At 52.6% G+C, this 23,122-nt stretch carries 22 protein-coding genes; 7 read left to right on the top strand and 15 right to left on the bottom strand.

Annotation, left to right across the window (positions count from 1 at the left end; translation table 11 throughout):
- Positions 1-35: 35 nt before the first annotated feature.
- From nrdD to treR, 4 genes are all read right to left on the bottom strand, one after another.
- Positions 36-2,174: an anaerobic ribonucleoside-triphosphate reductase gene (nrdD, locus tag OGV89_RS16190; RefSeq protein WP_003025782.1), complete on the bottom strand. Its 2,139-nt coding sequence runs from the start codon at positions 2,172-2,174 to the stop codon at positions 36-38.
- A gap of 408 nt (positions 2,175-2,582) precedes the next feature.
- A complete protein-coding gene (treC, locus tag OGV89_RS16185) occupies positions 2,583-4,235 on the bottom strand; it encodes an alpha,alpha-phosphotrehalase (protein WP_286558945.1) in 1,653 nt (550 codons plus the stop codon).
- Between the two features lie 49 nt (positions 4,236-4,284).
- Entirely contained in the window at positions 4,285-5,703 is a 1,419-nt protein-coding gene (treB, locus tag OGV89_RS16180) for a PTS trehalose transporter subunit IIBC (protein WP_003839598.1), read from the bottom strand.
- Between the two features lie 155 nt (positions 5,704-5,858).
- Positions 5,859-6,806 (bottom strand): trehalose operon repressor TreR, encoded by a 948-nt coding sequence (gene treR / locus OGV89_RS16175; protein ID WP_003844911.1) that lies wholly within the window; start codon positions 6,804-6,806, stop codon positions 5,859-5,861.
- A gap of 11 nt (positions 6,807-6,817) precedes the next feature.
- Between treR and mgtL the strand changes: the two genes are divergently transcribed.
- The 5 genes from mgtL (at position 6,818) to OGV89_RS16155 (ending at position 13,149) form a co-directional block, all read left to right on the top strand.
- Positions 6,818-7,051, top strand: a complete 234-nt coding sequence (gene mgtL / locus OGV89_RS22925; RefSeq protein WP_115454865.1) for a mgtA regulatory leader peptide MgtL — start codon at positions 6,818-6,820, stop codon at positions 7,049-7,051.
- A 144-nt stretch (positions 7,052-7,195) separates the two neighbouring features.
- On the top strand, positions 7,196-9,904 hold the full coding sequence (gene mgtA, locus OGV89_RS16170; protein ID WP_048219843.1) for a magnesium-translocating P-type ATPase: 2,709 nt from the start codon (positions 7,196-7,198) through the stop codon (positions 9,902-9,904).
- A gap of 378 nt (positions 9,905-10,282) precedes the next feature.
- Positions 10,283-11,260: a TRAP transporter substrate-binding protein gene (locus OGV89_RS16165; RefSeq protein ID WP_003839604.1), complete on the top strand. Its 978-nt coding sequence runs from the start codon at positions 10,283-10,285 to the stop codon at positions 11,258-11,260.
- 62 nt (positions 11,261-11,322) lie between these two features.
- On the top strand, positions 11,323-11,832 hold the full coding sequence (locus tag OGV89_RS16160; RefSeq protein ID WP_048216913.1) for a TRAP transporter small permease: 510 nt from the start codon (positions 11,323-11,325) through the stop codon (positions 11,830-11,832).
- A 30-nt stretch (positions 11,833-11,862) separates the two neighbouring features.
- Positions 11,863-13,149, top strand: coding sequence for a TRAP transporter large permease (locus OGV89_RS16155; protein ID WP_003839607.1), 1,287 nt, complete (start codon positions 11,863-11,865; stop codon positions 13,147-13,149).
- Positions 13,150-13,240: 91 nt separating this feature from the next.
- Here OGV89_RS16155 and ridA read toward each other — a convergent pair whose 3' ends face one another.
- The 4 genes from ridA to pyrL all read right to left on the bottom strand — a co-directional run bounded on the left by ridA (position 13,241) and on the right by pyrL (position 15,376).
- Positions 13,241-13,627 (bottom strand): 2-iminobutanoate/2-iminopropanoate deaminase, encoded by a 387-nt coding sequence (ridA, locus tag OGV89_RS16150; RefSeq protein WP_000047544.1) that lies wholly within the window; start codon positions 13,625-13,627, stop codon positions 13,241-13,243.
- Positions 13,628-13,827: 200 nt separating this feature from the next.
- Positions 13,828-14,289, bottom strand: coding sequence for an aspartate carbamoyltransferase regulatory subunit (pyrI, locus tag OGV89_RS16145; RefSeq protein ID WP_003025816.1), 462 nt, complete (start codon positions 14,287-14,289; stop codon positions 13,828-13,830).
- Between the two features lie 13 nt (positions 14,290-14,302).
- On the bottom strand, positions 14,303-15,238 hold the full coding sequence (gene pyrB / locus OGV89_RS16140) for an aspartate carbamoyltransferase (RefSeq protein WP_003025818.1): 936 nt from the start codon (positions 15,236-15,238) through the stop codon (positions 14,303-14,305).
- Between the two features lie 36 nt (positions 15,239-15,274).
- Positions 15,275-15,376, bottom strand: a complete 102-nt coding sequence (pyrL, locus tag OGV89_RS16135) for a pyr operon leader peptide (protein ID WP_003025819.1) — start codon at positions 15,374-15,376, stop codon at positions 15,275-15,277.
- Here pyrL and OGV89_RS16130 point away from each other — a divergent pair.
- Positions 15,356-15,478: a hypothetical protein gene (locus OGV89_RS16130; RefSeq protein WP_085951582.1), complete on the top strand. Its 123-nt coding sequence runs from the start codon at positions 15,356-15,358 to the stop codon at positions 15,476-15,478. The genes pyrL and OGV89_RS16130 overlap by 21 nt on opposite strands.
- On the opposite strand, the gene OGV89_RS16125 is transcribed toward OGV89_RS16130, so the two are convergent.
- The 5 genes from OGV89_RS16125 to arcA all read right to left on the bottom strand — a co-directional run bounded on the left by OGV89_RS16125 (position 15,475) and on the right by arcA (position 20,781).
- Positions 15,475-15,954, bottom strand: coding sequence for an arginine repressor (locus OGV89_RS16125; RefSeq protein WP_003839609.1), 480 nt, complete (start codon positions 15,952-15,954; stop codon positions 15,475-15,477). The genes OGV89_RS16130 and OGV89_RS16125 overlap by 4 nt on opposite strands.
- A gap of 144 nt (positions 15,955-16,098) precedes the next feature.
- Positions 16,099-17,502 carry a YfcC family protein gene (locus tag OGV89_RS16120; protein ID WP_003839611.1) on the bottom strand — a complete coding sequence of 468 codons (1,404 nt, stop codon included), beginning with the start codon at positions 17,500-17,502 and terminating at the stop codon, positions 16,099-16,101.
- A 55-nt stretch (positions 17,503-17,557) separates the two neighbouring features.
- Positions 17,558-18,562: an ornithine carbamoyltransferase gene (gene argF / locus OGV89_RS16115; RefSeq protein WP_003025826.1), complete on the bottom strand. Its 1,005-nt coding sequence runs from the start codon at positions 18,560-18,562 to the stop codon at positions 17,558-17,560.
- A 56-nt stretch (positions 18,563-18,618) separates the two neighbouring features.
- Positions 18,619-19,551 carry a carbamate kinase gene (gene arcC, locus OGV89_RS16110; RefSeq protein ID WP_044699137.1) on the bottom strand — a complete coding sequence of 311 codons (933 nt, stop codon included), beginning with the start codon at positions 19,549-19,551 and terminating at the stop codon, positions 18,619-18,621.
- 9 nt (positions 19,552-19,560) lie between these two features.
- Positions 19,561-20,781 (bottom strand): arginine deiminase, encoded by a 1,221-nt coding sequence (gene arcA / locus OGV89_RS16105; RefSeq protein WP_046670835.1) that lies wholly within the window; start codon positions 20,779-20,781, stop codon positions 19,561-19,563.
- Between the two features lie 672 nt (positions 20,782-21,453).
- Between arcA and OGV89_RS16100 the strand changes: the two genes are divergently transcribed.
- Entirely contained in the window at positions 21,454-21,906 is a 453-nt protein-coding gene (locus OGV89_RS16100) for a YhcH/YjgK/YiaL family protein (protein WP_003839618.1), read from the top strand.
- A 106-nt stretch (positions 21,907-22,012) separates the two neighbouring features.
- On the opposite strand, the gene argF (OGV89_RS16095) is transcribed toward OGV89_RS16100, so the two are convergent.
- Both argF (OGV89_RS16095) and argL read right to left on the bottom strand, forming a co-directional pair.
- A complete protein-coding gene (gene argF / locus OGV89_RS16095; RefSeq protein ID WP_003844898.1) occupies positions 22,013-23,017 on the bottom strand; it encodes an ornithine carbamoyltransferase in 1,005 nt (334 codons plus the stop codon).
- On the bottom strand, positions 22,987-23,082 hold the full coding sequence (argL, locus tag OGV89_RS23030) for a putative translational regulatory protein ArgL (RefSeq protein WP_371303384.1): 96 nt from the start codon (positions 23,080-23,082) through the stop codon (positions 22,987-22,989). The genes argF (OGV89_RS16095) and argL overlap by 31 nt, the downstream gene beginning before the upstream one ends.
- Positions 23,083-23,122 lie beyond the last annotated feature (40 nt).

Here is a 23,122-nt window from a genome sequence, read left to right as displayed (position 1 = left end):
AGCGCAGCGCCACCGGGCATTAACGTAACAGCGGATTAACCTATCTGCCCGTTACCCAAATGCTTAACGCGGCGTTTCACTTCTTCCTGCTTACCGGCGTTAAACGGACGGGCGTCCGGGCTGCCTAAATAACCGCAGACGCGGCGGGTGACCGACACGCGCGCGGCGTCGTGGTTACCACATTTCGGGCAGGTAAAGCCTTTGCTGGTGCACTCGAACTCACCGGTAAAGCCGCACTCGTAGCATTCATCAATTGGCGTGTTGGTCCCGTAATACGGCACGTGCTGATAGCTGTAATCCCAGACGTCTTCCAGTGCTTTCAGGTTGTGCTGAATATTCGGGTATTCGCCGTAGCAAATGAAGCCTCCGTTCGCCAGCGGCGGGTATGGCGCTTCGAAATCGATCTTGTCGTACGGGTTAACCTTTTTCTCCACGTCGAGGTGGAAGCTGTTGGTGTAGTAACCTTTATCGGTCACGCCTGGCACCACACCAAACTCGGCGGTATCCAGACGACAGAAACGATCGCACAGGTTTTCGCTCGGCGTGCTGTACAGGCTGAAGCCGTAGCCGGTCTCGTCTTTCCACTGATCGACTGCCTGACGCAGGCGTTCGACAATGGCGATAGCTTTGGCGCGAAGCTGCTCGCTGTCGTACAGATGTTTGTCACCAAACAGTGCGTTAATGGTTTCGTGAATGCCGATGTAACCCAGCGAGATAGACGCGCGGCCATTTTTAAAGATTTCTGACACGTCATCGTCCGCTTTCAGACGCACGCCGCAGGCACCTTCCATATACAGGATTGGCGCCACGCGAGCTTTCACTCCTTCCAGACGCGCAATGCGGGTCATCAGCGCTTTACGTGCCAGCACCAGTCGATCGTCGAGCAGTTTCCAGAAGGTGGCTTCATCGCCGTGGGCTTCCAGCGCGATACGCGGCAGGTTGAGGCTGATAACGCCGAGGTTGTTACGCCCGTCGTGAATCTGTTCGCCGTTCTCGTTTTCCCACACGCCGAGGAAGCTGCGACAGCCCATCGGCGTTTTGAACGAACCGGTCACTTTCACTACCTGATCGTAGTTCAGGATGTCCGGATACATGCGCTTGCTTGCACATTCCAGCGCCAGCTGTTTGATGTCGTAGTTCGGATCGCCAAACTTGTGGTTCAGGCCGTCGCGAATGGCGAACACCAGTTTCGGGAACACGGCGGTTTTACGATTTTTACCGAGGCCCGCAATGCGGTTACGCAGAATGGACTGCTGGATCAAACGCGATTCCCAACTGGTTCCCAGGCCAAAACCGAAGGTGACGAACGGCGTCTGGCCGTTAGCGGTATGCAGGGTATTCACTTCATACTCGAGGGACTGGAATGCGTCGTAGCACTCTTTCTCGGTACGGGAATGCGCATAACCGTCGGCATCCGGGATCTGCCACTCTTCAGCGGTTTTGCGATGCTTGTTAAAGCTCTCGGTCACGAATGGTGCGAGAACTTCGTCAATACGGTTAATGGTGGTACCGCCATAAATATGGCTGGCAACCTGCGCGATAATTTGCGCGGTGACGGCCGTCGCGGTGGAGATGGATTTTGGCGGCTCAATCTCCGCGTTACCCATCTTAAAGCCCTGCGTCAGCATGCCTTTCAGGTCGATCAGCATGCAGTTAAACATTGGGAAGAACGGAGAGTAGTCGAGATCGTGATAGTGAATATCACCACGCTCGTGCGCCTGGACGACATCACGCGGCAGCAGGTGCTGACGCGCATAGTGTTTGGCGACGATACCGGCCAGCAGGTCACGCTGGGTCGGGATCACTTTGCTGTCTTTGTTGGCGTTTTCGTTCAGCAGAGCAGAGTTGGTTTGCTCAACCAGACCACGAATTTCCTGGTTCAGACGGCCACGCTTTTCACGCTGTATATCACGGTCGTGGCGATATTCGATGTACGCACGGGCGAGTTGTTTGTACGGACCAGACATCAGCTGGTTTTCTACCGCTGTCTGGATCTCGTTGATATCGACCTGGCTGCGCTCATTCATCTGGCTACTAACGACTTCTGCGACGGTGGCACAGTAATCTGCGTCATCGACTCCCGCTGCTTTAGCTGCACGCAGAATGGCTTCTTTGATGCGCTCTGATTTAAACGGCACTTTACAGCCATCTCGTTTCATCACATGCGGTGTCATGATCACTCCATATTTATAAGAACAGGTTATCCACAGAGGTTGGGGAAGCGGCCATGGCTTTATTCATCTCTATTGCCAATGACTTCCCGCAATCCTGACCCACTTTATCCACAATTTCACCGTAAAGCGGTGCACTGTAGTTGTAGCAATTGTAGTCGATTAATACAACATATTGGGTCGGCGTGCATTTTAAGTTCTATATGTAGTGATTTGCATCAAGGATGTTTACGGTTTATTTGATGTAGCGCAAAGTAAAAATCGGAGCGTACAGATGACGGGCAGTACAGCGATTGTAAATTATGGGCAGAAAATTCTGATTAATTATTCAACAAAAACAGGAAGGTAAATGCAGTGTCAGCAGTGAAGCCCGGCAATACTACACGAACCGGGCCTGACGCCAATTGCAAGCTATTTTTGTACCCACCAGACGGCCTCAAAAGGACGCAGTGTCATGTCCCCAGGTTGGCTGGCGACCTCGGCATAGTTGTGCATCAGCACCTGCCAGTTTCCATCGGCCAAGGCTGGCTGCCAGTTCTGGAAGGCATCGCTCAGATTAGCAATGACCAGCAGCCGCTGCCCTTGCCACTCGCGTTGGTAACACCACAGATGTGGGCTGTCCGGTAACAGATCCTGATAGTTGCCCCAGGTAATAACTGGCTCCGCTTTGCGCAATGCGATCAGTTTCTGATAGGTGTAGAACACCGAGTCGGTATCGTTCAGTGCTGCAACCACGTTGATCTCCGCCGCGTTGTCACACAGATTGATCCATGGCTCGCCCTCGGTAAAGCCCGCGTGTTGGCTGGCATCCCACTGCATCGGCGTGCGGCTGTTATCGCGGGATTTACTGGCGAGGATCGCCAGCAGTTCGTCGGCATCCCGCCCCTGACCGTTCAGTTCGGCAAACATGTTATGGCTTTCCACATCGCGATAATCGGTAATCTGGCTGAAGTGCGGGTTGGTCATGCCGATCTCTTCACCCTGGTAGATATAGGGCGTGCCCTGCATGCCATGCAGCACCATCGCCAGCATTTTGGCCGACGGAATGCGGTATTTACCTTCATCGCCAAAACGCGACACGATGCGCGGCTGATCGTGGTTACACCAGAACAGCGCGTTCCAGGCCTGATTGTGCATGCCTTGCTGCCAGTGACGGAACAGGGTTTTCAGCGCGACATAATCGGGTTTGGCTAACGTCCACTTCTCACCGTTGGGGTAATCCACTTTCAGGTGGTGAAAGTTAAAGGTCATCGACAGTTCGCTGCCATCGAGCGCGGCGTACTGCTGGCAATTTTCCAGTGTGGTGGAAGACATCTCGCCCACCGTCATCAGGCCGCGTGGCGTGAAGACGTCGCGGTTCATCTCGCGTAAAAACGCATGCGCGCGCGGGCCGTCGGTATAAAAACGCCGCCCATCGCCGTCGGGATCGTTCGGGAAGTCCTGATCTTTAGAGATTAGATTCACCACGTCGAGGCGCAATCCGTCCACGCCGCGATCGGCCCAGAACTCACAGACTTTTTTTAGCTCGGCGCGTACCGCCGGATTTTCCCAGTTCAGATCGGCCTGCTCCGGAGCAAAGAGGTGCAGATAGTACTGCTCGCTTTCGGCGTGCCAGCCCCAGGCGTTACCGCCAAATTTGGAACGCCAGTTATTCGGCGGGCTGTCTGGCGTGCCGTCGCGCCAGAGATAAAACTGACGATACGGGCTGTCTTTATCCAGCGCTTCACGAAACCAGGCGTGCTGGGTTGAGGTGTGGTTAAACACCATATCGAGAATAATACGGATGCCGCGCGCTTTCGCCTGCGCCACCAGTTCGTCAAAATCTTCCAGCGTACCGTAGGCCGGATCGACAGACAGGTAATCCGCGACGTCGTAGCCGTTATCAACCTGCGGCGAAATATAGAACGGCGTCAGCCAGATGGCATCAACGCCCAGTTTTTGCAGATAGTCGAGACGCTGCGTCACGCCGCGTAAATCGCCGGTGCCGCTTCCGGTAGTGTCCTGAAAACTCTTGGGGTAAACCTGATAGATAACGCCGTTTTGCCACCAGTGGGGAATATTCATGGTTGTTTCCTGGAAATACGCTGGGGCGCAACTGCGCCCCGAAGAAAAGTTAGATAATTTGTAATGTGCCCAGCCGGTATTTACGCTGGTAAACAAATGAGGTCAGTATCATTGGGATAACAATTGCAATGACCATCGCCATGCCAAATACCTGCCAATAAGTCGGCTGGATGGAGAGGATGCCCGGCAAACCGCCGACGCCAATCCCGTTTGCCAGCACACCGTTCAGGCCGCACAGCAGTCCGGCGAGACCGGAGCCGATCATCGCGCACAGCATCGGGAAGCGGTATTTCAGGTTGATCCCGTACATTGCTGGTTCAGTTACTCCAAGATAAGCAGAGATCGCGGCAGGAACGGAGATTTCACGTTCGTTGTGCTTGCGACTGGAGATAATGATCCCGACCACCGCAGAAGCCTGAGCGATATTCGACAGTGCGATCAGAGGCCATACCGGCGTGCCGCCCATGCTCTGAATCATCTGCATGTCGATAGCCAGTGTGGTCTGATGCACACCGGTGATCACCAGCGGGGCGTACAGGAAGCCGAACAGGGCCGCGCCAATCGGAGCAAAACTGCCGGTCAGCAGATGGCGGACCGCAAACGCGACACCGTCGCCGATCATGCGGCCAAACGGACCGATAAAGGCGTGCGCAAGGAATACCGCAAGGATCAGCGAACACACCGGGACGATCACCAGATACAGGTAATCCGGCACGATGCGCTTCATGCGTGTTTCAATAAACCCGAGCGCCAGCCCGGCCAACAATGCCGGAATGACCTGCGCCTGGTAGCCCACTTTCTCAATGCTGAACAGGCCGAAGTTCCACACTTCCGGTACCTGCTGACCGAGCAAATAAGCGTTCATTAACTGCGGTGAAACCAGGGTTACGCCCAGCACAATACCGAGGATCGGCGTACCGCCCATTTTCTTCACCGCCGACCAGCAGATTCCGACCGGCAAATAGAAGAAGATCGCCTCGCCAATCAGCCACAGGAAGTCGTAAAGGGTTTTCAGCGAAGGATGCATCTGCGCCAGCGTCTGACCATTGCTCATCGGCAGATCGCCGATCACGTTACGGAAACCTAAGATCAAGCCGCCGCTAATCAGCGCGGGCAGCAGCGGGAAGAAGATCTCCGCAAAATGAGAAATCAGCTGTTCATGCCATTTCATATTCTGCCGCGCCGCTTTTTTCGCCTGCTCTTTGTCGGCGCTGGCTTGTCCGGTAGTCGCCAGTAGTGCTTTGTAGTAATCACCTACCTCGGTGCCAATCACCACCTGAAATTGCCCGGCGTTGGTGAAGCAGCCTTTGACCATCGGCAACTGTTCGATCTCTTTCGGCCTGGCGTTCGCAGGCTGATTCAGCACAAAACGCAGGCGAGTAATGCAGTGACTTACCGTGGCGATATTGTCGCGCCCGCCTACCAGCTCAATCAGCCGGTCGATGTCTGCTTGTTTTATTTTGCTCATGATGACGTGTGTTCCCCGTAGGCCGGATAAGACGCGTTAGGTCGCCATCCGGCAATCTCGCGTTGTTGGCGCCAGAGTATATCGTCGATCAATATTTAAAAATGGGAACGTTCCCGAAACGCAGCGAAGATCACAAATTAACGCTCAGAAAGCGGTCAGGAGAGGGTGGAAGGAATAACGATTTGTCGTGGTTCGCTGCGGCCGTTGATCTGCTCGATCAGCTGCGAGGCCGCTTGTCGCCCGGCTTCGGCGTATCCTGGGTCGACGGTGATAATTTCCGGATGGAGGAATTTCATCAGCGGCGTGCTGCCCACGCTCGCCAACTGCAGGTTCTCTATTCGCTGCTCCTGTAGATATTTACTGACCCCAAGGGCGAGGGTGTCCGTCGCGCAGACTAATGCGGTGGTTTCCGGGGTGATGACACTGGCGGCCTGCTCATAGCCCTGCTTCATGGCCAGACCCGGCAGCGCGGCAACCGGATGCAGTTTGTGTTTCTTACAGAATGCCAGATAAGCTTCATGGCGGCGCTTACCGGTGGTCACGTCGCTATGAGGAACGCCAAGAAAGCTAATATGGCGATGCTCGCGTTCATATAAACGCTGCATCAGGGTGCGAATGGCACCCTCATCGTCATAGCAGACGGAGGCAATGCCTTTGGCATCTCTTGCCAGCAGCACCAGCGAATCTTGCCAGGTGGTGAGCATGGATTCAGTAATGCCGGTAAAACCAAACAGCACCACGCCGTCAATATTACGGCGTCGGAGCATGCCGAGATGTTCTTCAACCAGTTCGGGTGAGAACTGGCTTTCCATCATGATCGGATCGTAACCCTGTTCATAAAAGGCGGGCAGCATGGTCTGCACGGCGAGATTTTCCGAAAGTGAGTCCAGACGCGTGACGATAATCGCCACTACCTTGTCGCTTTGCCCACGCATGGCGCGTGCGGAGCGAGAAGGGGAAAAACCGTGCTGATTCATCACCGCTTCAACGCGCTCGCGGGTGCGTTCACTCACGCCGCTTTCATTGTTGAGCACACGGGAAACGGTTGATTTTCCCACACCGCTTAAGCGGGCGATGTCTTTAATGGTCAGCCGATTTTGCATCCTGTTTTCCCATGTTGCGTGTGAAGTTATGCCAAATAGAGAATAACTTTACTCAAGCGCAGTGCAATGGGCAAAGTCTGGTATACATTTGGTTTAGTTTCCGTGCTGTATCATACCGCCATAATTGCCACAAACCTTATGGTTTTCTGCGTATAATCCGCAGCGCAAATCTTTTACTTACCGGAGGCTATATGGATCCCGATCCCACCCCTCTCCCGAGACGGAGAAACAACCCTTTCCGGTAAGCCTGTCTTTCACTGTCTTACCGGATGCGTAAGACAGTGACGTTCTGACGTCCCTGTTACGATTTTTAGATTGCCATCAGGCAAGGATTTGCCACGCCTGAAGGATTTACTGCGCCTGTTAAGACTGGCGCAGGGGGACTGCCTATGTTCAAAAATATTACTCGCCAGCTATTTGCCCGGCTAAACCGCCATCTACCGCATCGTCTGGTGCATCGCGATCCGCTACCCAATGCGCAAACCGTTGCCAGCACGCCGATCCCACCCTCGCTGAGCGAACATTGCCTGAAAATGGCGCTGATGGACGAAGCCGCGCTGTGGAAAACGTTCGGTGCGCACCCAGAAGGGTTGAACGCCGCAGAAGTCGAGAACGCTCGCGAAATCCATGGCGAAAACCAGTTGCCGGCGCAGAAGCCGTCGCCCTGGTGGGTGCATCTGTGGGTCTGCTACCGCAACCCGTTTAATATTCTGCTGACCATCCTTGGTGCGATTTCTTATGCCACTGAGGATCTGTTCGCTGCCGGCGTCATCGCGCTGATGGTCGCCATCTCGACGCTGCTGAATTTTGTGCAGGAGGCACGTTCCACCAAAGCGGCGGATGCGTTGAAAGCGATGGTCAGCAACACCGCCACGGTGCTGCGCGTTATCAACGAGAAAGGGGAGAACGGTTGGGTTGAACTGCCGATCGATCAGTTGGTTCCTGGCGATATTATCAAACTGGCGGCAGGGGATATGATCCCGGCCGATCTGCGCGTGGTACAGGCTCGTGACCTGTTCGTGGCTCAGGCTTCGCTGACCGGTGAATCGCTGCCGGTAGAAAAAGTTGCAACCAGCCGCGACCCGCAGCAAAGCAACCCGCTGGAATGCGATACCCTGTGCTTTATGGGCACCAATGTGGTGAGCGGCACGGCACAGGCCATCGTGATTGCGACTGGGGCCAATACCTGGTTCGGGCAACTGGCGGGCCGCGTCAGCGAGCAGGAAAGCGAGCAGAATGCCTTCCAGAAAGGGATCAGCCGCGTCAGCATGCTGCTGATCCGCTTTATGCTGGTGATGGCGCCGATTGTGCTTATCATTAATGGCTACACCAAAGGTGACTGGTGGGAAGCGGCGCTGTTTGCGCTGTCTGTGGCGGTGGGACTGACTCCAGAAATGCTGCCGATGATCGTCACCTCGACGCTGGCGCGTGGGGCGGTGAAGCTGTCAAAACAAAAGGTTATCGTTAAACACCTCGACGCTATCCAGAACTTTGGCGCGATGGATATTCTGTGCACCGATAAAACCGGCACTCTGACACAAGATAAAATAGTGCTGGAGAATCATACTGATATATCTGGAAAGCCCAGCGAACACGTCCTGCATTCTGCGTGGCTGAACAGCCACTACCAGACCGGGCTGAAGAATCTGCTGGATACGGCAGTGCTGGAAGGCGTGGACGAAGAATCCGCCCGCCGGCTCTCTACCCGCTGGCAAAAAATCGATGAGATCCCGTTTGATTTCGAACGTCGCCGTATGTCGGTGGTGGTGGCAGAAGAAACCGATGTGCACCAGTTGGTCTGTAAAGGGGCACTACAGGAGATCCTCAGCGTGTGTACCCAGGTGCGCCACAATGGTGAGATTGTTCCGTTAGATGACAACATGCTGCGTCGGGTGAAACGCGTCACGGACACGCTGAACCGCCAGGGGTTGCGCGTGGTGGCGGTGGCGACGAAATACCTGCCAGCGCGTGAAGGTGATTACCAGCGTATTGATGAATCCGATCTGATCCTCGAAGGCTATATCGCGTTCCTCGATCCGCCGAAAGAGACCACCGCACCGGCGCTTAAAGCGCTGAAAGCCAGCGGTATTACGGTGAAAATTCTGACGGGCGATAGCGAGCTGGTGGCGGCGAAAGTGTGTCATGAAGTGGGGCTGGATGCGGGCGATGTGGTGATCGGCAGCAGCATTGAGGGGTTAAGCGATGACGAACTGGCCCAACTTGCCCAGCGCACCACGCTGTTTGCCCGCCTGACACCAATGCACAAGGAGCGTATTGTCACGCTGCTCAAGCGCGAAGGTCATGTGGTCGGCTTTATGGGGGATGGCATTAACGACGCCCCGGCGCTGCGCGCGGCGGACATTGGTATCTCCGTTGACGGCGCGGTTGATATTGCCCGTGAAGCGGCTGATATCATCCTGCTGGAAAAGAGCCTGATGGTGCTGGAAGAAGGGGTAATCGAAGGACGCCGTACCTTCTCTAACATGCTGAAGTACATCAAAATGACGGCCAGTTCTAACTTCGGTAATGTGTTTAGCGTGCTGGTGGCGAGCGCCTTCTTACCGTTCCTGCCGATGTTGCCGTTGCACTTACTGATTCAGAACCTGCTGTATGATGTATCCCAGGTGGCGATTCCGTTTGATAACGTTGATGAAGAGCAGATCAAAAAGCCGCAGCGCTGGAATCCCGCCGAGTTGGGCCGCTTTATGATCTTCTTTGGACCGATCAGCTCGATCTTTGACATTCTGACTTTCTGCCTGATGTGGTTCGTCTTCCATGCCAATACACCTGAACATCAGACATTGTTCCAGTCTGGCTGGTTTGTGGTGGGTCTGCTGTCGCAAACGCTGATTGTGCATATGATCCGTACCCGTCGCGTGCCGTTTATCCAAAGCCGCGCCGCATGGCCGCTGATGCTGATGACGCTGGTGGTAATGGTGGTGGGCATTGCATTACCGTTCTCGCCGCTGGCCAGCTATCTGCAATTGCAGGCGCTGCCGCTGAGCTACTTCCCGTGGCTGATTGCGATTCTGGCGGGTTACATGACATTAACCCAGCTTGTGAAAGGTTTTTATAGCCGCCGCTACGGCTGGCAGTAATCCTCAACTTCTCTTCTGCAGGATGGTGTTAATACCATCCTGCATTTCTCTTTTTCATTCGAAAGATATTCTCCCGAAATATTGGTGTTTTATTTTTATTGAAATGCTAACGCGGGTTGTTAGTATCAAATCGCCTTCCTTGCGTTGTTTTTTTATCAATAAAACGATCTGTATTGCAAAAATGAAACAGTGTGCTAAAAATTTTAAGCGTCTGCTATTTTTTGTGAACGTAGTCATCGAAATAAATTGTTACACCAGTTAGTCTGCGCAGGTAACGTCGTTAAGAAAGTTTCTCGCTGCCCGTTTTTAATTCCGGCAGTCATTTGCTCTGCAAGCTATTCCTGTTAATGGATATTATGAACTTCTGGAGAAGGACAAATGAAACTGACAAAAAACCTGTTAAGTCTGTGTATTGGCGCGTCTGTATTACTGGCGAGTCATGCAACGCTGGCACAAACCTTTCGCGCCGCAGATGTGCATCCGGCTGATTACCCGAACGTTGTTGCCGTGAAACATATGGGGGAAAAACTTAGCGCCGCCACCGAAGGTCGTCTGGAGATTAAAACCTTTCCCGGTGGTGTGTTAGGCGACGAAAAACAGATGATTGAGCAGGCACAATTAGGCGCTATCGATATTATTCGTGTCTCAATGACGCCAGTCGCCGCTATTCTCCCTGAAATTAACGTGTTTACCCTGCCATATATTTTCCGTGATGAAGACCATCTGCATAAGGTTCTCGACGGCATGATTGGTCAGGAGATTGGCGACCGCCTGACGGCCAACGCCAAATCGCGGCTGGTGTTCCTCGGCTGGATGGATGCCGGAACGCGTAACCTGATCACCAAAAATCCGGTGGTGAAACCGGAAGATTTACACGGTATGAAAATCCGTGTTCAAGGGAGTCCGATAGCGCTGGATACCCTGAAGGCGATGGGCGCTAACTCCGTTGTCATGGGCGTTAGTGAAGTATTTAGCGGCATGCAGACCGGCGTTATTGATGGCACGGAAAATAACCCGCCAACGTTTGTTGCGCATAACTATTTGCCGGTCGTGAAAAACTATACCTGGAGCAAACACTTTATTATTCCTGAGCTTTTTCTGTTCTCGAAAGCCAAATGGGATAAGTTAAAAAAAGAAGACCAGGACCTCATTATTAAACTCGCCAAAGAAGCACAGGTAGAGCAACGAAAACTTTGGCAGGATTATAATGCAAAATCGCTGGAGACCATGAAAGCCAACGGCGTTCAGTTCCACGATATTGATACGGACTATTTCTATAAAGCCACGCAGTCAGTGCGGGATAATTACGGTAAAGACCACCAGGATTTGATCAAACGAATTCAGGATGTGAAGTAATTCATCAGGTGGAGGATATCAACCCTCCGCCTGAATCTTTTGATTAATTCGAGGTGATGATTATGGGTGAATGCTATTCATCGGTAATGGATTTTCTTTATCGGGTGTCAATGTGGATTGCCGGTATCGCATTATTAGTCATGGTCGCCATTATCCCCATTGGTATATTCGCGCGTTATGTTCTGAATAACGCCCTGTCATGGCCTGAACCCGTCGCTATTCTGTGTATGGTGACATTCACCTTTATTGGCGCGGCGGTGAGCTATCGTGCAGGCTCGCATATCGCGGTAAGTATGGTGATTGACCGTCTGGGTGATGCTTCCCGCCGTTATTGCTCGGTAATCGCTGACGTTATGTTAGTGGCGATAAGCCTTTTTATCCTCTGGTACGGAACCAATCTCTGTCTTGAGCTGTGGGAACAGCCCGTGGCCGAATTCCCACTTTTAAGTGCCGGGCAAAACTACCTTCCATTGCCGATTGGCTCTGCCATAACGCTGCTGTTTATCGCAGAAAAGATTTTCCGTGGTCCGCAGTACCAACGTCCCGTTGTCATGCTGGGATCGACCAGCTAGTTACCGCCCCCATTTCAGAAAGGAAAGCAGATGGATGCATTTATTCTCGTCTTTACGCTCGGCATTATGCTGGCAATTGGGGTACCGGTAGCGTATGCGGTTGGCATTAGCGCCATCATTGGCGCCTGGTACATTGATATTCCGCTGGAAGCGGTGATGATCCAACTGACCAGCGGGGTGAATAAGTTCTCCCTGCTGGCGATCCCGTTCTTTATTCTGGCCGGGGCTATTATGGCCGAAGGGGGAATTGCGCGGCGACTGGTGAACTTTGCCTATATTTTTGTTGGCTTTATTCGCGGCGGACTGTCGCTGGTAAACATTGTGGCATCAACCTTTTTTGGCGCTATTTCTGGATCGTCTGTAGCGGATACCGCATCCATTGGTTCGGTAATGATCCCGGAAATGGATAAAAAAGGTTATCCGCGCGACTTTGCCGCGGCGGTAACGGCCAGTGGTTCGGTGCAGGCGATTCTTACGCCGCCCAGCCATAACTCGGTTATTTACTCGCTGGCTACAGGCGGAACGGTGTCGATTGCCGCACTGTTCATCGCCGGGATCCTGCCGGGCCTGCTGTTAAGTTTCAGTCTGATGGTGATGTGCGTGGCTTTTGCGCACAAGCGCGGTTATCCAAAAGGGGAACGCGTACCGTTTCGCCAGGCGCTGAAGATTTTCGTCGATACGCTGTGGGGCCTGATGACGGTTGTGATCATCATGGGCGGCATCCTGTCAGGTATCTTTACCGCGACGGAATCTGCGGCGATTGCCTGCCTTTGGGCCTTCTTTGTCACCATGTTTATCTATCGTGACTATAAATGGTCTGAGCTGCCAAAGCTGATGTTCCGCACGGTGAAAACGGTCACGATCGTCATGATCCTGATAGGCTTTGCCGCTGCGTTCGGCGCCGTTATGACCTATATGCAATTGCCGATGCGTATCACTGAAGCTTTCACCAGCATCTCGGACAACAAATACGTCATTCTGATGTGCATTAACATCATGCTGCTGCTGATCGGTACGCTGATGGATATGGCGCCGCTGATCCTGATTTTGACGCCGGTTCTGCTGCCGGTGACCAACGCGCTCGGCATTGATCCAGTCCATTTTGGCATGATCATGCTGGTGAACTTAGGGATCGGCCTGATTACGCCACCGGTAGGGTCGGTGCTGTTTGTGGCCAGTGCGGTGAGTAAGCAGAAAATAGAGCAGGTGGTAAAGGCGATGCTGCCGTTCTACCTCGTGCTATTCCTGGTGCTGATGCTCGTGACATACATTCCGGCGATTTCACTGTTCCTGCCGAAATTGTTTGGCGTGATGTGATAAATGCCCGGTGGCACTCACGCTTACCGGGCCTACAAACTACGCTTGCGTAGGCCGGATAAGGCGAAGCCGCCATCCGGCACAAGGAGACTTAGCGACGAACGGCGATCGCTTCAATCTCGATTTTCACGTCTTTCGGCAGACGGGCAACTTCTACGCAAGAACGCGCCGGGAAGGTCGCGTTGTGCTCGGTGAAGAATGCTTCGTAGGTCGCGTTTACGGTGGCGAAATCGTTCAGGTCTTTAACGAAAACGGTCGTTTTTACGATGTCGCCCACTTTCAGGCCTGCTGCTTCAACGATAGCTTTTACGTTTTCCAGCGACTGACGTGCCTGAGCGGATACGTCTTCCGCTACGGCACCGGTTTTCGGATCGACCGGGATCTGACCGGAAGTGATTACCATGCTACCCAGGTCAACGCCCTGAACGTATGGGCCGATTGCTGCTGGTGCATTTTCCGTCGCGATAGTCTTGCTCATGATTTCTCCTGAATTTACAGCGGTAGTAGAATGTTCCCGCCCATTATACACGTCATCCTTCACACTGCCTCTTCGTTGGCTACGTCCTCTTACCCTGGTCACATAGTTTACTATGCTCCCAGTGATAATCGGACTTGCCGCCTCGATGCATTGCGAATGCTTATGTGTAACGGGAGCCGGGATCTCATAACCAACCCCAATTAGTTGGCCAGCACCACATAATGCGAAAACTCTTTTTCACAGTATTTGCATTTGAGTGCGATGTCATCGGCACGTTTTTTCACTGCAAAACTGGAAGAAACCGGCTCAGCATGACTGATGCAGTTGCTGTTCGGGCAAACCAGCACGTTATCGATACGCTCAGGCAGGCTCGGACGTGATTTACCCACCACATCGTAATCGTCAATGCGGTTTACCGTTGCCTGCGGGGCGTACAGGGAGAGCTGGTTTACCTGCTCGTCGGTCAGGAACGTGTTTTCGATTTTAATCAGATCCTTACGGCCCATCTCGCCAGACGGCAGGTTCAGACCGATGGTGATACGTTGGTCGGTTTCCGTCAATTTGAACAGCGTCAGCAGCTTAAAACCAACCTGTGCGGGAATATGGTCAATCACGGTGCCACGTTTGATGGCTTCAACCTGCAGTTTGTTATCGTGTGTCATCTCTTTTTCTCCCTTACAGTGCCAGTTCGCTATTCAGTACCAGTGCCAGTAACGCCTGGCGGGCGAAGATGCCGTTGCCAGCCTGCTGGAAATACCAGGCGTGCGGCGTCTTATCGACGTCGGTGGTGATTTCATCGATGCGCGGCAGCGGATGCAGCACCTTCATGTTCGCTCTGGCGCCGTTCAAATCGCTGGCGCGCAGGACAAACTGTGCTTTCACGTTGGCGTATTCGGACGGGTCCAGACGCTCTTTTTGTACGCGGGTCATGTAGAGGATATCGACCTCCGCCATCACCTCTTCGATAGTGCCGTGCAGGCTCCAGGCGATACCTTTTTCGTTCAACATATCCAGAATGTATTGCGGCATGGCCAGTGCGTCCGGGGCGATGAAGTAGAAACGGTTACCTTCGAACTTCGCCAGCGCCTGGGTCAGGGAGTGGACGGTACGGCCATATTTCAGGTCACCCACCATGGCGATGTGCAGATTGTCCAGGCGACCCTGCGTTTCCTGAATGGTAAACAGGTCCAGCAGCGTTTGGGTGGGATGTTGGTTGGAGCCGTCGCCTGCGTTCAGTACCGGAACGTTACCGGAGAACTCTGTAGCCAGACGTGCGGCGCCTTCCTGCGGATGACGCATGACGATGGCGTCGACATAGGTGCTGATGACGGAAATGGTATCGGCCAGGGTTTCGCCTTTTTTGCCCAGCGACGTGTTGCTGCTGTCAGAAAAACCCACCACGCTGGCGCCCAGGCGGTGCATGGAGGTTTCAAAGGATAAACGGGTGCGGGTTGACGCTTCAAAGAAGCAGCTGGCGATAACCTTATGCTTTAACAGCTCCGGCTGTGGGTTAGCTTTTAATTTCGCCGCCGTCGCGAGGACCAGATTGAGGTCATCGCGGCTGAGGTCGTTTATGGAAATGATGTGTTTTTGATAGAGCGGGTTAGCCATGTTTATCTCCTGACGCCTGGGCAAAAAAAAAGCCCCTCAATTGAGGGGCTCGGAATGGGTGATCAACGGAAAGAAAAACGGCAGGCCAGCGTCCTTTTTCAGACGCGGTAAGACAAAATGTCGTACACACTGAACCATACATCCTCCCGGCAAATTGTCCGCGATTATACTCAGCTCCGTTATGGGATCAAGCGGAAAATGCACAATTTATTCACCGCAAACGGTTCTTATGAATTTTAATTCATTTTAAATAGATAGTTAATCTGCTTGTGCACCAGCCCTGTTCGCTGCACAACTCGCGGCGCAACCCAGACAATACTGCTGCCAGCGATGACACCCAGAATCTCTGGTAACGCGTGGTAATCGAGGATTCTGGCAACGGCACGGCCATAACCTGCCGCCGTGTGGATGAGGATAAATTCGCTATTGTGCTCAACGCTGACCACCATTTCAGCAATCGATCGGGCAGCATCAGGAGCGGGTCGCGATTGCGGATTTACAGAATAAATTTTTTGCCCTTTTGTATTTCTTATTTTTATAGCCCCGAGCAGTTTCAGCAGACGGGATACCGTTGACTGGCTAATTCCGGTAAAACCATGGTGTTGGAGATCGCGGCGAAGCGCTTCCTGAGAAAGATAGCTTTTTTCGCTAATCAGGCGCTGACAAATCGCCAATTGTTTCTGCTCTTTGGTCGAGTAATCATCGAATTCCTTCATAAATACACCCTAAGTTTATCATTTGTATCAATGTGATGGCGAAATTCACCACATTTGCAGTATCAATAACGGCTCAAACGGGCGGTTGCGCAGAAAAACGAGAATGCGCTCAAAAAAGCCGTCGGGATCCGACGGCTAAAAGGGCTACAACATCGCGCCGATACTCAGGACGGCCATGTTCAGTAACGTCAAAATGAGCAGGAGCGGGGCGACCCATTTCAGGTAGCGCACGTAAGGAACACGGGCGATGGCTAACCCACCCATCACGACGGCTGAGGTGGGTGTAATCAGATTCACAATGCCGGAAGCGGATTGATACGCGGTGACGACCAGATCCCTCTGTACATGCGCGAAGTCGGCCAGCGGGGCCATAATGGGCATCGTGAGCACCGCCAGGCCAGACGAGGAAGGGACCAGGAAGGAGAGCAATACTTCCAGCCAGTAGGTTACATTGATGAAAATGGTGGTGGACAGACCGGAGACTAAATTTTCGGCGCTGTGCAAAATAGTGTGGGTGATCATGCCGTTGTCCATCACCACGACGATACCGCGTGCAATGCCGATAATCAGCGCCACGCCAAGCAGATCCCGCGCACCGTCAATGAAGGTACTGGTGAAGGCTTCTTCACTCATGCGGGCAATCACGCCGACGATAATGGCAGAACCCAGAAAGACTGCGGATATTTCTGCCATCCACCATCCGAGTACCGCGACGCCATAAATCATTACCGCAAAGGCGGCGGCGAATATCAGCAGGATCCACTTACGCGTGGCTGTGAATTCAAGATTGGTATTGCCGCGATTGCCGAGAAAATGCGCACGGTTTTCCTCCATTTTATCCGCCACAATCGACAGCTCCGGGTGATTGCGGACTTTGCGCGCATAACGCATGACCCACACCACACAGATAACATAGCCGACGACCAGCAGCAGAATGCGCATCAGCATTCCCTGGGTGAAGGGGATCCCGGCGGCGTTAGCCGCGATAACCGTTGCGAAAGGGTTGATTGTCGAGCCGAGTGTACCAATGCCTGCGCCGAGCAGAACGGTGGCGGCGGCAACCAACGGATCAAAGCGTGCGGCCATCATGACCGGAACCAGCAATGTGTAGAATGGGAGTGATTCCTCCGCCATCCCGTAAATCGTACCTCCGGCGGCGAAAAGCCCCATTAGAATGGGGATCATCCACTCCTCTTTACCGTTCAACCTGACCGTCACGCGCTCGATACCTGCGTCGATGGCGCCTGTTTTGTTTACTACGCCGAGAAACCCACCAATAATCAGGACAAACAACGCCACATCAATTGCGCCTGCGGTATAGGTTTCGTGGTTGTAAAGACCGTCAATCGGGGCCAGCAGTACAGCGGTAAAACCTTGCGGGTGCGCCTCTGTGGGGGCATAAGTACCGGCAACTGGCACTTCTTTGCCCAGAGTAGCATTCATCGCCATCTGGTATTTCCCTGCCGGGACTATCCAGGTCATAACCGCGACGAGTGCAATGAGAATAAACAGGATGGTATATGCGCTGGGAAATTTGAATTTGCCCATGATGTTCTCCGGATAGCTTGGGCATATGCCGTCAGGCGACATACGCCCGCAGGGGTTAGTCGCCGAGGGTCGCTACCATTACTGCTTTAATGGTATGCATCCGGTTCTCTGCTTCGTCGAAGACGATGGAATGAGCTGACTCAAAAACCTCTTCCGTGACTTCAAGCCCTTTCAGGCCGTAGGCCATTTCGATTTCACGTCCAACCTTTGTGTGCTCGTTATGGAAGGCGGGCAGACAGTGCATAAATTTCACATTGGGGTTACCGGTTGCGTTGATGACCCGCTGGTTAATTTGATAGGGCGTCATCAGGCTAACGCGTTCTGCCCAGGCTTCTTTGGGTTCGCCCATAGAGACCCAGACATCGGTGTAGAGGAAATCGACGTCGTATACGCCTTCCTCAACATCCTCTGTGAGCGTAATGCGTGCGCCAGTCACGCTGGCAATTTCACGGCATTCGGCAACCAGTGCCTCGTCAGGCCAGAAGGATTTAGGTGCGACCAGACGGATATCCATCCCCATTTTCGCTGCGCCAACCATCAGGGAATTACCCATGTTATTGCGGGCGTCACCGAGATAAGCGAAACTCAGTTCCGGCAAGGTTTTACCCGGCGCGTGTTCCAGCATGGTCATCAGATCCGCGAGGATCTGGGTGGGGTGAAATTCATTTGTCAGTCCATTCCAAACAGGAACTCCGGCAAATTGCCCCAGTTCCTCCACAATGTCCTGGCCGTATCCGCGATATTCAATGCCGTCGTACATGCGGCCTAGCACGCGGGCAGTATCTTTCATTGATTCTTTATGGCCGATCTGCGATCCACTTGGGCCGAGATAGGTCACCTGTGCGCCTTGATCGAAAGCGCCGACTTCAAAGGCACAGCGGGTACGGGTTGAGGTTTTTTCGAAGATCAGCGCGATATTTTTACCGACCAGCGTCTGTCTTTCGCGCCCGGCCTTTTTTGCCGTTTTTAACTCGATAGCCAGATCGATCAGGTACTGGATTTCCGTCGGGGTGTAGTCCAGCAGTTTGAGAAAATTGCGATTTTTCAGGTTAACAGTCATGAAAATGTCCTTATGTAGGCCGGATAAGGCGAAGCCGTCATCCGGCAAAAAAAGTCCTACGCGTTAGCGTCGGTGGTTTCGAGACGAATTAGCGTGCCTTTGTCGCCGGCGAGAATGGCCGAGCCGTCGGCCAGTGAACCGATGCCAGCAATCCCACGACAGTGAGAGACGAATTCCGCGCAGGCGGTGACTTTGGGGCCCATTGAACCGGCGTCGAATTGCATTTCACCGAGCAGTTCCGGGGTGACCTGGGACAGTGGGCGCTGGGTAGGTTTGCCCCAGTCGAGGTACACGGCATCAGCATCGGTGAGGATCAACAAAGCATCGGCATGGAGTTGGCGGGCGAGCAGGGCGGCGGAGAGATCCTTGTCGATCACTGCTTCAATGCCGTGGAAGCCATCGGCTTTTTCCACCACCGGTACGCCGCCACCGCCGTTGCAAATCACCAGATGATCGCGGGCGATCAATGTGCGAATAGCATCACTTTCAACGATACGTTTGGGTTGTGGAGAGGGCACAACGCGACGGAACGCTTTACCATCGGCTTTGAAAATCCAGCCTTTTTCCGCGTGTAGCGTTTTAGCCTGAGCGTCGTCGTAAATCGGTCCGATATATTTGGTCGGATTACTGAAGGCTGGATCGTGGGCATCGACTTCAACCTGAGTCAGCAGGACGCTGATTTCACGTTGCGGCAGCTGGTTTTTCAGAGCTTGTTGCAGCATATAGCCAATCATTCCCTGACTTTCCGCACCGAGAATGTCGAGCGGATAAGGGGTGACGCGGTCATAAGCGCTGTTCTGTAACGCCAAAAGTCCAACCTGTGGGCCATTGCCGTGCACCAGAATCACGCGCCATTGCTGTGTGAGCTGAGCGATAGTCTTTGCCGCCAGCTCAATGTTCTTGCGCTGGATGTCAGCTTCCAGCGGCTCGCCGCGTTTGAGCAGCGCATTGCCGCCCAACGCCACAACCAGAGTAGGTTTGTTTTCCATGACTTTTCCTTAGATACCGTCGCGTTCCAGTGGGCAGCTCATGCAGCGTGCGCCGCCGCGTCCACGTCCAAGTTCGTCGCCAGGAATGGGTAAAACGGTGATGCCCGCTTTGTCGTATTTCTCGTTGGTCCAGATGTTGCGCTCGTAGCCCACGACCACACCGGGGCGTAGCGTCAGGACGTTGTTGGCGTCATTCCACTGTTCGCGTTCAGCTTCGAAGGCGTCGCCCCCGGTGGTTATCAGCGTGATTTGGTCGAGGCCCAGCGCTTTTTCGAGGGCATGTACCAGAGAACTTTCCTGGGTGCGTTTCAAGCCGCCGCGCCCGTCTGGCGTCAGGGTCCAGCACTGGACATCCGGGCGTACCACTTCCGGGTAGACGGAGAAGGTATCGATATCAATGTGGGTCATGACGGTATCGAGGTGCATACAAGAGCGATGTTTCGGCAGTTCAACCGCGATGACGCGTTCAGCCTGGCGATGCTTAAACAGCGACTGGGCAAGGAATTCAATGCCCTGCGGCGTGGTGCGTTCCGACATACCGATGAGTACCGCGCCGCGACCAATGACCAGCACATCTCCACCTTCTAATGTGGCGTGGTCGTAATTAATATTTTCATCGCCGAAATATTTAATAAATTCACCATCAGCAAATTGAGGGTGCCAACGGTAGATCGCCCGCAGGTTATTGGTTTCTCTTTGCCGCGCGGTTTTTGCCATTGGGTTAATTGACACACCGTTATATATCCAGCATGAGGTGTCGCGGGTAAATAAGTGGTTTGGTAATGGCTTCATAATAAAGTCATTAATATCGTGAGTATCGACCACCATATTTTTGATTGAGGCAGGAATTTCTCCGTAGGTTAGCCCACCGCTTAAATGCCGGGCCAGTTCCCGGTGCTGCATATCTGCAAGCCAGGCGCGAATATCCGTGGCGAAAGCGGGGCCAAGGCGATAATCAGAGATTTGTGTCTCCAGCAACCAGTCTTTGGCATCTTGGACATCTAAGGTTTGTGTCAATAAATCAGTGAGTAACAGAACCTCAATCCCTTGCTGACGTAACGTGTTGGCGAAAATGTCATGCTCTTCTCCTGCACGTTCTACCGAAAGAACATCATCAAAAAGTAGTTCCTGGCAATTTGATGGTGTCAGCCTTTTTAAGCTGAGATTAGGGCGATGTAGCATTACGCTACGTAATTGACCGATTTCAGACCCGACATAATGCTTTTCCATCATTATTCCTTTAATACTATTTTAAAAAATAAAGAGGATGTGCCTGCAAATAATATTTATTGCAGTCATGACTTTTCAGCTGATTTCGGAATCTATATTTAGATCTTATTTGATGAGGAAACGTGATTTATTTCACAGTCAGGTCGATATTTGACTTTTGATGTTTAATTTATGATATGGCTCGGAGAATTAATAAAATAAAAACATGAATAATTGAATTACTACGCGGGAATATGTCTTGTTATTTATCGGTGTTAATTTTATGTACACTTTTAGTGTGCTGCAATATAAGTAATGCATTGATTTGTTTGTGTTTTTTTCTGTATTGTGAATTATTATGCGAATATATGATTTTATTATTTGCGCGGTAAAGTTTATTTCAAAATAAATATGACGATGAAGAAGGATTGCGAAGGAGAGGTGAACTGTGATCGATAGCTGGTTTTTCTAATAAAGCCTTTAATAACAGTATTTTACTGATCTTGTTGGAAAAGGGTAGCCGAAAGTTATGCAAAGTTTATGCATAACCTGTGGCTGAGAGTTAGCAATTATTTAACACCATCAGCGATAAACATGCGTTGACGCAAAATATCGGCAAATAGCAGTAGTATGGCAGGCCGTTTTTTCGTATAACAACTAAAATGAAACGATGTTTTAATTAAGGGGTTTGAGATGATTGTTGGCAATATTCACAACCTGGATGCCTGGCTGCCGGAAGAGCTGCGTCAGGCAATTGAACACATTAAAGCGCATGTGACGGATGCGACGGAAAAAGGTAAGCATGACATCGACGGCGATCGTCTGTTTTATCTGATTGCCGAAGATATGACGGAGCCGTTTGCACAGCGCCGCGCCGAGTATCACGCCCGCTATCTGGATATTCAGATCCTGCTCAAAGGCCAGGAAGGAATGACCTTCAGCACGCAGCCTGCGGGCGCGCCGGAAACTGACTGGCTGGCGGATAAAGATATCGCCTTCCTGCCGGAAGGGGTACAGGAGAAAACGGTGGTGCTGAACGAAGGTGATTTCGTGGTGTTCTATCCGGGTGAAGTGCATAAACCGCTGTGCGCGGTCGGTGCTCCAGCGCTGGTACGCAAAGCCGTAGTGAAAATGCAAGTGGCATAAGCGTATTTGCCGGAGGCGGCTTCGCCTTGCCCGGCCTACGAGAGCGCGGTTGTAGGCCGGATAAGATGCTTAGCATCGCCATCCGGCATTCTTTTCATCCATGCCCTCACTTCGCCAGCGTCGCCACCATCACCGCTTTGATGGTGTGCATCCGGTTTTCCGCCTGATCAAATACGATGCTGGCGGGTGATTCAAAGACCTCATCGGTCACTTCCATACCGCCGTGCAGACCATATTCCTGTGCCATTTGTTTGCCAAGCGTGGTTTGATCGTCATGAAACGCGGGCAGGCAGTGCAGGAATTTCACCTGTGGATTGCCGGTCAACGCCATCATCGTGCTATTAACCTGGTACTTACGCAGCAGCGCAATACGTTCGGCCCACTTCTCTTTTGCTTCGCCCATTGATACCCAGACGTCGGTATAGATAAAGTCCGCACCTTTCACGCCCGCGGCGACATCTTCGGTCAGCGTAATATTGCCGCCGTTTTTCTGCGCCAGCGCTTTGCACTCTGCAACCAGACTTTCCTCTGGCCAGCAGGCCTGCGGTGCGACCAGGCGCAGATCCAGCCCGGTTAACGCAGCGGCTTCCAGCATGGAATTGCCCATATTGTTGCGGGCATCACCGGTGTAGACCAGCGTCATCTCATTAAACGCTTTACCCGGCAGGTGTTCCTGCATAGTTAACAGATCCGCCAGCAACTGGGTGGGATGAAACTCGTTGGTTAATCCGTTCCACACCGGAACTCCGGCATATTCCGCCAGCGTCTCGACAATCTCCTGGCCGTGTCCCCGATACTGAATACCGTCGTACATGCGGCCGAGCACGCGGGCGGTGTCTTTGATCGACTCTTTATGGCCAATCTGGCTGCCGCTTGGCCCGAGATACGTCACGCGAGCGCCCTGGTCGTATGCGGCAACTTCGAAAGAGCAACGGGTGCGGGTTGAGTCTTTTTCGAAGATGAGCGCGATGTTTTTACCGGTGAGCTTTGCGACTTCAGTGCCGTTTTTCTTATCTGCCTTTAGCTGCGCGGCGAGCTGGAGCAGTGACGTGAGTTCAGCAGAGGTGAAATCAAGCAGTTTCAAAAAATGTTTATGATAAAACGCAGACATGGTTCCCTCACATGGCTTAGGCCATTTATTGAATTAAAATTCAATTTATATGGGTGTTTATTCATTTGCAACCTTGTTTAACAAATCTTTCCTGGAAAGGTGGAG

The organism is Citrobacter sp. Cf125 (assembly GCF_030333935.1).
Classification (GTDB): domain Bacteria; phylum Pseudomonadota; class Gammaproteobacteria; order Enterobacterales; family Enterobacteriaceae; genus Citrobacter; species Citrobacter freundii.
This window is presented reverse-complemented; position numbering and strand designations above follow the sequence as displayed.

Coding starts and splice junctions, on each gene's coding strand:
- OGV89_RS16155 (WP_003839607.1), top strand. CDS start 11,863: ATGGATGCATTTATTCTCGTCTTTACGCTCGGCATTATGCTGGCAATT.
- OGV89_RS16125 (WP_003839609.1), bottom strand. CDS start 15,954: ATGAAGGAATTCGATGATTACTCGACCAAAGAGCAGAAACAATTGGCG.
- treC (WP_286558945.1), bottom strand. CDS start 4,235: ATGAATATTCCCCACTGGTGGCAAAACGGCGTTATCTATCAGGTTTAC.
- OGV89_RS16160 (WP_048216913.1), top strand. CDS start 11,323: ATGGGTGAATGCTATTCATCGGTAATGGATTTTCTTTATCGGGTGTCA.
- mgtL (WP_115454865.1), top strand. CDS start 6,818: ATGTTGCGTGTGAAGTTATGCCAAATAGAGAATAACTTTACTCAAGCG.
- argF (WP_003844898.1), bottom strand. CDS start 23,017: ATGTCTGCGTTTTATCATAAACATTTTTTGAAACTGCTTGATTTCACC.
- treB (WP_003839598.1), bottom strand. CDS start 5,703: ATGAGCAAAATAAAACAAGCAGACATCGACCGGCTGATTGAGCTGGTA.
- pyrB (WP_003025818.1), bottom strand. CDS start 15,238: ATGGCTAACCCGCTCTATCAAAAACACATCATTTCCATAAACGACCTC.
- arcA (WP_046670835.1), bottom strand. CDS start 20,781: ATGGAAAAGCATTATGTCGGGTCTGAAATCGGTCAATTACGTAGCGTA.
- pyrL (WP_003025819.1), bottom strand. CDS start 15,376: ATGGTTCAGTGTGTACGACATTTTGTCTTACCGCGTCTGAAAAAGGAC.
- nrdD (WP_003025782.1), bottom strand. CDS start 2,174: ATGACACCGCATGTGATGAAACGAGATGGCTGTAAAGTGCCGTTTAAA.
- OGV89_RS16120 (WP_003839611.1), bottom strand. CDS start 17,502: ATGGGCAAATTCAAATTTCCCAGCGCATATACCATCCTGTTTATTCTC.
- OGV89_RS16130 (WP_085951582.1), top strand. CDS start 15,356: ATGTCGTACACACTGAACCATACATCCTCCCGGCAAATTGTCCGCGAT.
- treR (WP_003844911.1), bottom strand. CDS start 6,806: ATGCAAAATCGGCTGACCATTAAAGACATCGCCCGCTTAAGCGGTGTG.
- mgtA (WP_048219843.1), top strand. CDS start 7,196: ATGTTCAAAAATATTACTCGCCAGCTATTTGCCCGGCTAAACCGCCAT.
- OGV89_RS16100 (WP_003839618.1), top strand. CDS start 21,454: ATGATTGTTGGCAATATTCACAACCTGGATGCCTGGCTGCCGGAAGAG.
- pyrI (WP_003025816.1), bottom strand. CDS start 14,289: ATGACACACGATAACAAACTGCAGGTTGAAGCCATCAAACGTGGCACC.
- ridA (WP_000047544.1), bottom strand. CDS start 13,627: ATGAGCAAGACTATCGCGACGGAAAATGCACCAGCAGCAATCGGCCCA.
- OGV89_RS16165 (WP_003839604.1), top strand. CDS start 10,283: ATGAAACTGACAAAAAACCTGTTAAGTCTGTGTATTGGCGCGTCTGTA.
- arcC (WP_044699137.1), bottom strand. CDS start 19,551: ATGGAAAACAAACCTACTCTGGTTGTGGCGTTGGGCGGCAATGCGCTG.
- argL (WP_371303384.1), bottom strand. CDS start 23,082: ATGAATAAACACCCATATAAATTGAATTTTAATTCAATAAATGGCCTA.
- argF (WP_003025826.1), bottom strand. CDS start 18,562: ATGACTGTTAACCTGAAAAATCGCAATTTTCTCAAACTGCTGGACTAC.